Consider the following 11,177-nt stretch of genomic DNA (forward strand, 5'->3'; position numbering starts at 1 on the left):
AGTAAAGCCGCCTGGCTATTTTATACCACTCCGATTCAGGAGCCTGGCAAGATATTGGCGGGTGCATTTAAATCGGTAATAGTGAAATTTTATTTGCCTTTTGTTGTCATCTTTGGCATTGGTGCTATTTGGTTTTTTGGTTGGGTATCTTTGCCCAATTTGTTGTTGGGTATATCTAATGTGGTGTTGGTGGCGGCAATAACCTTTTATTGGCAGGAAGCTTCTTTTCCCTTTTCCGACATTCAAGAATCAGGTGGTAATGGAAGTAATTTTATGAGGAGTTTTTTTAAGACATTGTTATTAGGTGTTTTAGCGCTTTTGCAGTATCTAATTTTCACATTTACTACCGTAGTCTTTATTTTCCTTGCCTTATCTATTATCGCGAACTGGATGTTGTTAGATAGTATTAAGAAAACCTCTTGGGATAAGATCCTGATTAATTTCGATTGATGGAAATTAATTAAAAAACTGCCTGTAAATTATAATTCACAGGCAGTCCTTTTTAAGTATATATTTTCTTATTTCCTACTTTACCGGTTCGTGTTCTACGTCGGTAATGGTGCTTGTTTGTTTTGTAGCCGCTGTTGCGTCAGGAGCAGTGGTATTAACTTTACCTTCAATATCTTTTAGTATACCATTTTTGCCATCGTTAAATTCGCGCACACCCTTACCTAAACCCCGCATTAATTCAGGAATTTTCTTCGCACCGAACAATACCATTATTACAATGGCAATTATCAATAATTTTTCAAAACTAAGCTCTCCCATTATTCAAAATTTAAAGTTGATTATATCATTTGACTCATTTGCAAAGGTAGTAACTATTTTGGTTTATAAGCAAAATAAAAACATTTTAACGTAAGCTGATTTGTAATTTTAAAATATTTATTTGTTTCTTCTTCGTTTAGAATCCGTTATAAGTAAATTCTGGGAATTCATTTCCTAATGAGATTTGTCATAATCCTTTATTTAATGGGCATAATTTGACCTCTTCTATTTTTGATCGTCCAAATTTGGGTATGATTTGCACCAGGAATTTCACTGACGTTAAATGAAAATAATTACTAACGGAGAATTAACAACAATGCTATTGTTGCTTGCGATCATTTATTAACTATAGTGCGTATTATACAATTTTTCAGGTTCGATCTTTCAATAGAATCAACGAATAAACGATTTTTTGGTTTTTTATAAGACTACCCCGGAAATTTCTGAGTTTAGCTGGGTGACCAGATAGTGTTCATCCTGTAGTAGGAGAGAGGAGTTCTATTCACTTGTTGATGAATGAAACTCCTCTCTAAATTAAAATATTGCGCTATGGTCTAAACGCGGCTTTTTGATTTTTTCTTTATTTCAAAGAAAATTTTCTCTTTTTCTTTATCAAATTTTGCCGTTAAAGCATCACCCTCTTTTACAGAATGGTTGAGTATTTCTTCAGCAAGAGCATCTTCTAAATATTTCTGAATAGCTCGATGCAATGGTCTGGCACCAAACTGGACATCATATCCTTTGTCAGAAATGAAATTCTTTGCTTCTTCTGTAAGTTCCAACTCCAATCCCATTGTTTTTAAGCGCCCATAAACTTTCTGCATCAAAATGTCTATGATAGAGAAAATATTTTCTTTGGTTAAAGAATTAAAGATAATGACATCATCAATCCTGTTTAAAAATTCAGGAGAGAAAGTGCGTTTCAAGGCCTTTTCTATAACTGCTTTATTGTTTTCTTCCTGATTTAAAACGCGTGCCGCAGTCGCAAATCCAACACCATCACCAAACTCTTTCAATTGACGAACACCGATGTTAGAGGTCATGATGATTAAAGTATTTTTAAAATCAATCTTTCTACCTAATCCGTCCGTTAAAACGCCATCATCCAATACTTGTAACAAAATATTGTAAATGTCGGGATGGGCTTTTTCTATTTCGTCTAACAGTATTACGCTGTATGGTTTACGGCGAACTTTCTCTGTCAATTGCCCTCCTTCTTCATAGCCAACATATCCGGGAGGTGCCCCTATTAAGCGACTTACAGAAAATTTTTCCATGTATTCGCTCATATCAATTCTTATCAATGATTCTTCAGAATCGAACAGATGACGTGCCAGTGCTCTGGCCAACTCGGTTTTTCCAACACCCGTAGGTCCAAGAAAAATAAAACTCCCAATTGGTTTTCTGGGGTCTTTAAGTCCAACTCTATTTCTTTGGATGGCTTTGACTACTTTATTAATAGCATCACTCTGACCAATTACCATTGCACCCATATCCTCCTGCATTTTGCGAAGCTTTTCGGTTTCTGCCTGCACCATTCGTTTCACAGGAATGCCGGTCATCATGCTAATTACTTCTGCAATGGAATCCTCTGTAATAGGGTAACGTTTGTTTTTGGTTTCCTCTTCCCAGTCACTTTTTGCTTTTTCAAGGCTTTCCCCCAATTTTTTCTCGGTATCACGCAATGTTGCAGCCTCCTCAAAACGTTGATTTTTAACTACTTTGTTTTTCTCAACTTTTATTTCTTCAATTTGCTTTTCTAAATCAAGAATATTTTGAGGGACATTTATGTTTTTTAGATGCACGCGTGCGCCCACTTCATCCAATACGTCAATTGCTTTATCGGGCAATAGACGATCAGTCATATAACGGTCACTTAATTTCACACAAGCGTCAATTGCTTCTGCATCGTATTCGACACTATGATACTCTTCGTATTTGCTTTTTATATTGTTAAGTATTTGAATAGTTTCTTCAACGCTTGGTGGTTCTATTAGTACTTTTTGAAAACGTCTGTCTAGGGCACCATCTTTTTCAATATACATTCTGTATTCATCTAAGGTGCTGGCACCGATGCATTGCAAATCGCCGCGAGCTAATGCGGGCTTGAATATATTACTTGCATCCAAAGAGCCACTGGCGCCCCCTGCTCCAACAATCGTATGCATTTCATCTATGAAAAGAATTACATCCCGATTTTTCTCTAACTCGTTCATTATCGCTTTCATTCTTTCTTCAAATTGTCCACGATATTTAGTGCCGGCAACCAATGCAGGTAAGTCTAAAGAAATAACACGTTTGTCAAATAATACACGGCTTACTTTTCGTTGAACAATGCGCAATGCTAAGCCTTCTATAATAGCTGTTTTACCCACACCAGGTTCACCAATTAAAATGGGGTTATTCTTTTTTCTTCTAGACAAAATTTGTGATACGCGTTCAATTTCGGTTTCACGCCCAACAATCGGATCAAGTTGATTGGTTTCAGCGAGTCGCGTGATGTCTCTACCAAAATTGTCTAATACCGGAGTACGACTTTTTGTACTACTTGCAGCGGGACGAGCCGTTCGTTGGGACCCGAAGCTACGTTTTTCATCGTCAAATTCTTCTTCGTGTTCATCAAATTCCGAACGAGTTTCTGCATCTCTCACAATGCCTATTTCATTGCGAAACAGCTCATAATCTACGTCAAACTGGTTGAGGATTTGCGTAGCGATATTCTCTTTGTTTTTTAAAATAGAAAGCATCAAATGTTCCGTTTCTATTTGTGGGCTCTTTAAAGCCTTGGCTTCTAAAACGGTTATGCGAATTACTTTTTCAGCCTGCTTGGTCAATGGGAGGCTGTTGATGTCGCCAATATTTTTGCCGGTTTTATCCTTTACGGCCATTTCTACTTGTTTGCGCAATTCGTATAAGTCTATATTGAGTTGTTTCAATATACGTATAGCGGCGTTGTCACCTTCTCTTACCAGGCCCAACAACAGATGTTCGGTGCCGATAAAATCGTTACCCAAACGCAAAGCTTCTTCGCGGCTGAAGGTGATAATCTCTTTTACTTGTGGTGAAAAATTACTGTCCATGATAATGTTTTTATGATATACGTAATTTCGCAAAAAACTGTTTTACTCCTTTACATCGTTAAGGTACGGTTGCTTTGTGATATTTTGCACGATTATTATTATTTTTTATAAAAATTATCAATGCCACTATTAAACACCAACTTTTGATGTATTGAATTTACCTTTGATTGAGTTTTACGAAGTAAGTTTACCCATCTTTTAATTTTATTATTTATGAAAGTCAAAGTTGATACCAAAGAAATATTTTACGTTGCCAGACTTGAGGATACTCTTTTTTCTGTTAATATGGCAGAAGAACTTACAAGTATCGTCACGAAAAAGTTTCATGAACCTGCTAAAAATGTAATTATTGACTTTCAAAAAATAGTTAAAGCGGAAAATCAGGCATTGATAGACTTGGCTATTTTGCATCAATTAGCTTACAAAAATGAAACCTCCTTTGTGCTTTGTAATATTCAGCCAGATGTGTTACATACATTTGAAGAGTTGCATTTAATAGAAGCATTAAATATCACACCTACAGAAAGTGAGGCATGGGATATTGTACAAATGGAAGAGATTGAAAGGGAATTATTGAGCGGGGATTGATCTTCTTTTTCTTTTATTGCGAAATAGAAGAATGCCGGTTAAGCATATAATTCCCATTACAGACATTGCCCAAGGGCCGCCAAATATGCCTGCTAAAGTCCCTGCAATTAAACTTCCGAATGGCATTGTGCCTTGTAAACATACCGTATAAAAACTCATCACGCGCCCGCGTTTATCGTCATCTACCTGCAATTGTAGTAAAGTGTTTGTGCAGGCAGTATGCATCATTTGTGCTAACCCGGCGAAGGAGACGAAAATAAGGGAGAGCATTAATGATTTAGAAATTGCGAAACACAATAAGGCAGTGCCTAGTAGAATTCCGGTGTATGATATAATGCGTTGCAGGAGTGCAGTTGATTTTTTCTTAGTTAAATATAGTGCCCCTCCAATTGCTCCTATTCCTGCGGCGCCCATTAAAAACCCCAACGTACTGGCATCGCCGCCTAAAACCTTTTTTACGAAGACTGGAGCTAATGTTTTAACGGAAGCACTACAAAAACTTACAATTGCTAGTAAAAAAAGCAAATTGCGCATTGATTCTCTTCCCCTAATATAATCAACTCCCTCTTTTAATCGCTTCAATACATGCCCACTTTCTTTTACAAATGTTTTTGAAGTGACAATTCTCATCATTAATAGCGATATTAATACGGTCCCGTAGCTTAATGCATTTGCCATAAAACACCAACCTTCGCCTACCGCACTTATTAGTATGCCTGCTATTGATGGGCCGATGAGTCTGGAAAGATTGAATACTGTGGAGTTGAGTGCAATAGCATTTGAAAGAGCGTCTTTATCTCTGTCCACCATTTCTACCACAAAGGATTGCCTTACGGGAACTTCAAATGCATTGATGATGCCCAGAAAAAGGCTTAATATAATAATATGCCAAATGTGTACAATGCCTAATAGCGTTATTATACCAAGTATAAAAGCCTGTATCAATGCAAGCATTTCGATGCGGCAAAGAGCTTTGTGTTTATTCCATCTGTCTGCAAATACCCCCGCGAATGGTGCAATCAGGAAAATAGGAACTTGTTCGCAAAAGCCTACTACGCCCAGGATAAATGCTGATCCGGTCAATTGGTAGGCAAGCCAGATCATGGCCATGCGTTGTATCCAAGTCCCTATAAGTGATAGTGTTTGCCCCACCATAAATAATCTGTAATTACGATGAAACAATGCTTTTTGCTGTAAGAAATATCTTTGTAAACTATTCGGTTTTTTAGACTTCATGTTGTGTTGTTGCCAAATATCGGTGTTTAAACATTTACTTTTAGAGCGCAAATCTACTATAGAAATTCAAAACAAAAATCCGCGTTACAAAATAAGATTATCAATTAGTCGAACTTCGCCCATAAAAGCCGCTATAAGTGCTATTGTGGGAACCTCCTTGTTGAAAGTTGCGATAGATTGCAATGTTTTTGCATTTACAATAGCAATGTAATCAATATGCTTAAAGCCTGAGTTGAGCAATCTATCCGAGACTTCTTGCTGCAGTTCTAAGATAGGTTTTTTATCGATATTTTCTTTTATAAAAAGCAGAGATTGATAAATGGCCGTGGCGTTCTTTTTTTCATTTTCACTTAAGCGAAGGTTGCGACTACTATTGGCTAGCCCAGTTTTTTCCCGGAGTGTTTCCCCAATTATTATTTTTGTAGAATGCTTTTTGAGCTCAATCATTTTTTGAATGATCATTACTTGTTGATAATCTTTTTGCCCTAAAAAGAGATTATCAGGAATTACTATTTCCAATAATCGGTCTACCACTTGGCATACCCCTTGAAAATGCCCTGGCCTAAATGATCCTTCCAAAACAGTTTCAATTACGCCCAAATGATAAGTTGAAAGCGGTTGTTTTTCTTTTGGGTAAATTTCGCTAATAGAGGGCAAAAAAAGGATGTTGGTATTTTGTTTTTCTAAGAGTAAAATATCTTGTTCAATTGTAATGGGATATTGATCAAAGTCTTTACTATCGTTGAATTGTGTTGGGTTTACAAAGATGCTACAAACAACGATATCGGAAAAAGATTGCGCGAGTTTTATCAGCGACAAATGCCCTTGATGTAATGCGCCCATCGTCGGAACAAAGCCAACCCGCTTGTTCTCTTTTTTCAAAGACTGCAGGTGTTTTTGTAAGTCGGCAATTTGTTTGAATACAATCATCGTTTTTCGTTTAAATGAATAGGAATAATTTGATTTAGAGTATTTTCGCTACCTTTGCAGACCTATTTCAGGACAAAATTGGTTAAGAATGTCTAATAAAAAAAGAATTTTGTTTATTTCTACAGAAATGTCACCCTATTTAGAGTTGACAGAATATGCGGAAATAATAAATAAATTGGCAATAAAGAGCAACGATTCAGGATTAGAGGTAAGATGCATTATGCCACGTTTTGGTGTTATTAACGAACGCAGACACCGCTTGCATGAAGTCGTGAGACTTTCAGGTATCAATGTGTCTGTCGGGAATGATGATTATCCTCTTCAAATAAAAGTCGCTTCATTGCCAAATGCAAGGTTGCAGGTTTATTTTTTAGATAATGATGAGTTCTTCAAACGAAAATTTGTTTTTCACGACGAAGAAGAGAAATGGTTTGATGATAATGGTCTTCGTACTATCTTTTTTTGTAAGGGCGCATTGGAAACAGTTAAGAAATTTGGTTGGCCTCCTGATGTGATTCATTGCAGTGGCTGGATGACCAGTTTAATCCCGTTGTACATAAAAACAGCTTACAAAAAAGATCCCGTTTTTACTAATAGCAAAGTTTTATACTCTTTAGCGCCAAATACCTTTGAGGAAAAACTGGATAAAGATTTTATTTCCTTAGCTGCTATTAATTCAAATGTAAAACCTAAGGATTTGGAGATTTTTAAGGCAGCCGACAATAGTGCATTGAGTAAAGGCGGAGCTTCCTATGCAGATGGGATTATATTCGCTTCAGATGGCATTGATAAAAAAACAGTCGCCGAATTTTCTAAATCAAAAGGTAAAAAAATATTACCTTTTAAGGGCTGGGACACTGATCTAACAGAGTATTTGGAGTTGTATAACGAGATTGCACCTTAGTGTTTACGAAATTGTAAGAGGCGGGCTTATATTTAACTTCTATGAGTTTTTTTAACCTTATTTTTTCCATTGATAGTAAGAGCGAATAGTGAAGCAAAAATTAATTTGGATTAAAGATTTGAACCTAATTGATATTATAGCTTGTACGAAAACAATACATCGTCAATTGCGTTTAAAACATAATAGTGCTTTTGGCAATCGGTTTTTGAAGGGTTATCGTTTTAATGAAAAATATAAATCAGGCAGTACCTGCTGTCGGGTTTATAAAGGATTTAAAGTCGTCCCAGAAGCTGTAGGCAATACCTTATTGCCTATTGTTTTAATAAGTATCAATATTAAACCAGCAGTTTATTATAAATCTACTAAAGCAAATGGAGCGGAGACAGATATAAGTGTCGTTTATTCCCGATCCAACGCCTATTCTGCAAGTTCCAATTACATAAAAAAATACCGCGGTGATGCAGTGATGAGTGCAACACCGACTGTAGACGATTTTGTTTATAATGCAGCATTAATTGTTCGTTTGTCCGTGGGGTATATAAGTTCGGCAACGAAAAGATCGAATGCACTTGATTATGCTGCTACTGGATAAATTAGACTTGTAGAATCTATAGCAGATTCCTCAAAAAGACTTAGATTGCACAATGTTTATTCACCAATAATGACAAATTAATCCTCTCATAAAATATATCTATGCCTTATCTATTTACATCTGAAAGCGTGTCCGAGGGACATCCAGACAAAGTGTCAGACCAGATATCTGATGCGTTAATTGATCATTTTTTGGCTTTTGATCCCAATAGTAAAGTTGCCTGTGAAACATTGGTGACAACTGGTCAAGTGGTATTGGCCGGAGAAGTAAAATCCAGAGCTTATTTGGATGTTCAAGAGATTGCTCGCAGTGTAATTCGCAAAATCGGCTATACTAAAAGCGATTATATGTTTGAAGCCAATAGTTGCGGCGTATTGTCTGCTATTCATGAACAGTCCGCTGATATTAATCAGGGAGTAGATAGAAAGAAAAAGGAAGATCAGGGCGCGGGCGACCAAGGAATGATGTTTGGTTACGCTACTAATGAGACAGAGAATTATATGCCATTGGCACTCGATTTGGCCCACACGCTTTTGATAGAATTGGCTGCATTGCGCCGCGAAAATAAAGCCATAAAATATTTACGCCCCGATGCAAAAAGCCAGGTTACATTAGAATATGATGATAACAATAAACCGGTTCGTATTGATGCGATTGTTATCTCGACACAGCACGATGATTTTGATAGCGAAACGAAGATGTTAGCTAAAATTGAGAAGGATATTAAAACTATTTTAATTCCTCGAATGATAAAAAAATATCCGGCTTACAAACACTTCTTTAATGATAAAATAAAATTTCACGTTAACCCAACCGGTAAATTTGTGATTGGTGGCCCACATGGCGATACAGGCCTAACGGGCAGAAAAATTATTGTAGATACTTATGGTGGAAAAGGGGCTCATGGTGGTGGTGCTTTTAGTGGAAAGGACCCAAGTAAAGTAGATAGATCGGCGGCATATGCTACACGACACATTGCCAAAAATCTAGTGGCTGCCGGCGTTGCAGATGAAGTGTTGGTGCAAGTTTCTTATGCAATTGGAGTCGCAAAACCAATGGGTATTTACGTAAATACTTATGGGACAGCCAATGTAGAAATGACCGATGGCGAAATTTCAAAAGCCGTAGAATCATTGTTTGATATGCGTCCTTATTTTATTGAAACTCGTTTGAAATTGCGCAATCCAATTTATAGTGAGACTGCTGCTTATGGTCATATGGGGCGTAAAAATGAAATTGTGACCAAAGAATTTCGCTCACCCGATGGTAAAATACTTAAGAAAAAAGTAGAATTGTTTACCTGGGAAAAATTGGACTATGTAAGCAAAGTAAAAAAAGCTTTTAAAATAAAATAAATAAAAAGATTTCTAGTGATAGATGCCGACAATAAAGTTGTCGGCATTTATAAAATAGGGCATAAAATCAATTCGTCGAAAATTGTGAGTTGTGGATGAAAGCGATAAACAATACTAGCCGGGTGAAAAGATATACTGACAATGGTATCAGGACTATGCTAACCAACAGTGCAGACGAAATACCCCTTCGGCGCAAAGCCTATTTTGTACTCATAGTCTTAATGCAAGCATAAATATAAAAAAGCACGGTTTAAAGATACTCTTTTGATTAGGAACTAACCGGGGCACAAAAAAACGGAGTAAGGCATTGCTGTTAGCTGCGTTTATGATTTTTGAAACCCGACTCATGAGCTCCGCTGCGGGTGATGATTTACTTCAAAACAATAATGAGATAGTTGATAAATAATCATTACATAATGTAAATTTGCTTATGCGTGTTTTTTACGACCTAAATAATCTTGTTGAATTTAATAATGCGATAGTTACTATCGGCACATTTGACGGTGTTCATTTGGGGCATCAAAAGGTTATTGCGCAACTTAAAGAAGAAGCTAGAAAAATAAATGGAGAAACCGTTATTATAACCTTTTACCCCCATCCACGAAAAATTATTCATCAAGAACAGAAGCCTTTTCATTTATTAAATTCACTTGCGGAAAAAATAAAATTATTAGAGAGTTTTGGCGTAGATAATGTTGTGGTAGTGCCTTTTAATGAGGCCTTTGCTGCACAAACGGCAGAAGAATATGTTCAAGAGTTTTTAATGAAAAAGGTCCATGCACATACAATTATTGTTGGTTATGATCACCGTTTTGGTAAGGGCCGTACGGGAGATTATCATACGCTCGAAAATTATGGAAAGCAGTTGGGGTTTAGGGTAAAAGAGATACCGGAAAAATTATTAAATGAAGTAATTATCAGTTCGACGAAAATCCGCGAAGCATTGATGAATGGTGAGGTTGAAGTGGCTAACCAGTTTCTGGGATATCATTTTTTCTTTGAAGGTAAAGTCATTCGCGGTGATCAACTAGGCCGAACAATTGGTTATCCAACGGCTAATCTACAAATAATGGGAGAGGATAAGCTAATCCCTTCAAATGGCGTTTATGCGGTTCGTGTTATTGATAAAGAGGGTCGAAGTTTTGAAGGCATGCTTAACATAGGCAAGCGTCCGACTGTAGATGGGACAAAGCTTTCCATTGAAGTAAATATTTTTGACTTTGATTTGGATATTTACGGTGAAACGCTGCAGGTAGAAACGATTACCCGTCTGCGTGATGAAATAAAATTCAAAGATTTGGATGCATTGATAGCGCAATTGGCAAAAGACAAAGAAACTGCATTGTCATGTTTGAAAGAAGTAGGGTTCTAATGCGTTTCGACCTTTAAGTTTCCTTCTTTATTTCACCTCTTGCATTTTCACCAATCGATTATAAATGCCGTTTTCTTTATTTACTAATTCATCGTGTGTGCCGCGTTCGGCGATTTCTCCTTTATTCAATACAATGATTTCATCGGCATGACGAATGGTACTTAAGCGGTGCGCAATTACTAAAGATGTTCTGTTCTGCATCATTTTATTGATGGCGTCTTGTACTAAGCGTTCACTCTCGGTATCTAAAGAAGAGGTAGCTTCATCTAAAATCAAAATTGGCGGATTTTTTATCACGGCTCTTGCAATAGTGAGGCGTTGCATGTTGCTGGTGCCTTCGTAGATGCGGCCG

General features: G+C 36.9%; 10 protein-coding genes and 1 pseudogene. 6 read left to right on the forward strand and 5 right to left on the reverse strand.

Features of this window, described 5'->3' with window-relative positions; genetic code table 11:
* Window positions 1-450, forward strand: a 450-nt coding sequence (locus tag ACQR30_RS09825; RefSeq protein WP_429734526.1) for a hypothetical protein, incomplete at its 5' end; no start/stop codon positions are given.
* Between the two features lie 75 nt (window positions 451-525).
* Here ACQR30_RS09825 and ACQR30_RS09830 read toward each other — a convergent pair.
* Both ACQR30_RS09830 and ACQR30_RS09835 read right to left on the reverse strand, forming a co-directional pair.
* Window positions 526-768, reverse strand: coding sequence for a Sec-independent protein translocase subunit TatA/TatB (locus ACQR30_RS09830; RefSeq protein WP_429734528.1), 243 nt, complete (start codon window positions 766-768; stop codon window positions 526-528).
* Between the two features lie 554 nt (window positions 769-1,322).
* Entirely contained in the window at window positions 1,323-3,848 is a 2,526-nt protein-coding gene (locus tag ACQR30_RS09835; protein WP_429734530.1) for an ATP-dependent Clp protease ATP-binding subunit, read from the reverse strand.
* A 213-nt stretch (window positions 3,849-4,061) separates the two neighbouring features.
* On the opposite strand from ACQR30_RS09835, the gene ACQR30_RS09840 reads away from it, so the two are divergent.
* Complete coding sequence (locus ACQR30_RS09840; protein WP_429734532.1) at window positions 4,062-4,436, forward strand: STAS domain-containing protein; 375 nt, start codon at window positions 4,062-4,064, stop codon at window positions 4,434-4,436.
* On the opposite strand, the gene ACQR30_RS09845 is transcribed toward ACQR30_RS09840, so the two are convergent.
* Complete coding sequence (locus ACQR30_RS09845; RefSeq protein ID WP_429734534.1) at window positions 4,419-5,672, reverse strand: MFS transporter; 1,254 nt, start codon at window positions 5,670-5,672, stop codon at window positions 4,419-4,421. The genes ACQR30_RS09840 and ACQR30_RS09845 overlap by 18 nt on opposite strands.
* Window positions 5,673-5,756: 84 nt before the next feature.
* Window positions 5,757-6,602, reverse strand: a complete 846-nt coding sequence (gene panC / locus ACQR30_RS09850) for a pantoate--beta-alanine ligase (protein ID WP_429734536.1) — start codon at window positions 6,600-6,602, stop codon at window positions 5,757-5,759.
* Between the two features lie 88 nt (window positions 6,603-6,690).
* Here panC and ACQR30_RS09855 point away from each other — a divergent pair, with 88 nt between their 5' ends.
* From ACQR30_RS09855 to ACQR30_RS09870, 4 genes are all read left to right on the forward strand, one after another.
* Window positions 6,691-7,506 (forward strand): glycogen/starch synthase, encoded by an 816-nt coding sequence (locus tag ACQR30_RS09855; protein WP_429734538.1) that lies wholly within the window; start codon window positions 6,691-6,693, stop codon window positions 7,504-7,506.
* Between the two features lie 88 nt (window positions 7,507-7,594).
* Entirely contained in the window at window positions 7,595-8,098 is a 504-nt protein-coding gene (locus tag ACQR30_RS09860; protein ID WP_429734540.1) for a hypothetical protein, read from the forward strand.
* Between the two features lie 101 nt (window positions 8,099-8,199).
* Window positions 8,200-9,453, forward strand: a complete 1,254-nt coding sequence (metK, locus tag ACQR30_RS09865; RefSeq protein ID WP_429734542.1) for a methionine adenosyltransferase — start codon at window positions 8,200-8,202, stop codon at window positions 9,451-9,453.
* 430 nt (window positions 9,454-9,883) lie between these two features.
* Window positions 9,884-10,825 carry a bifunctional riboflavin kinase/FAD synthetase gene (locus ACQR30_RS09870; RefSeq protein WP_429734544.1) on the forward strand — a complete coding sequence of 314 codons (942 nt, stop codon included), beginning with the start codon at window positions 9,884-9,886 and terminating at the stop codon, window positions 10,823-10,825.
* 27 nt (window positions 10,826-10,852) lie between these two features.
* Here the strand turns inward: ACQR30_RS09870 and ACQR30_RS09875 are convergent.
* A pseudogene (locus tag ACQR30_RS09875) lies at window positions 10,853-11,177 on the reverse strand (hypothetical protein); the annotation flags it as partial.

The organism is Arachidicoccus sp. (assembly GCF_050436765.1).
Taxonomy (GTDB): domain Bacteria; phylum Bacteroidota; class Bacteroidia; order Chitinophagales; family Chitinophagaceae; genus Arachidicoccus.

What these genes read in the sequence shown, in the direction of transcription:
- ACQR30_RS09840 (WP_429734532.1), top strand. Translation starts at nt 4,062, where the DNA reads ATGAAAGTCAAAGTTGATACCAAAGAAATATTTTACGTTGCCAGACTT.
- ACQR30_RS09855 (WP_429734538.1), top strand. Translation starts at nt 6,691, where the DNA reads ATGTCTAATAAAAAAAGAATTTTGTTTATTTCTACAGAAATGTCACCC.
- ACQR30_RS09830 (WP_429734528.1), bottom strand. Translation starts at nt 768, where the DNA reads ATGGGAGAGCTTAGTTTTGAAAAATTATTGATAATTGCCATTGTAATA.
- ACQR30_RS09845 (WP_429734534.1), bottom strand. Translation starts at nt 5,672, where the DNA reads ATGAAGTCTAAAAAACCGAATAGTTTACAAAGATATTTCTTACAGCAA.
- metK (WP_429734542.1), top strand. Translation starts at nt 8,200, where the DNA reads ATGCCTTATCTATTTACATCTGAAAGCGTGTCCGAGGGACATCCAGAC.
- ACQR30_RS09835 (WP_429734530.1), bottom strand. Translation starts at nt 3,848, where the DNA reads ATGGACAGTAATTTTTCACCACAAGTAAAAGAGATTATCACCTTCAGC.
- ACQR30_RS09870 (WP_429734544.1), top strand. Translation starts at nt 9,884, where the DNA reads ATGCGTGTTTTTTACGACCTAAATAATCTTGTTGAATTTAATAATGCG.
- panC (WP_429734536.1), bottom strand. Translation starts at nt 6,602, where the DNA reads ATGATTGTATTCAAACAAATTGCCGACTTACAAAAACACCTGCAGTCT.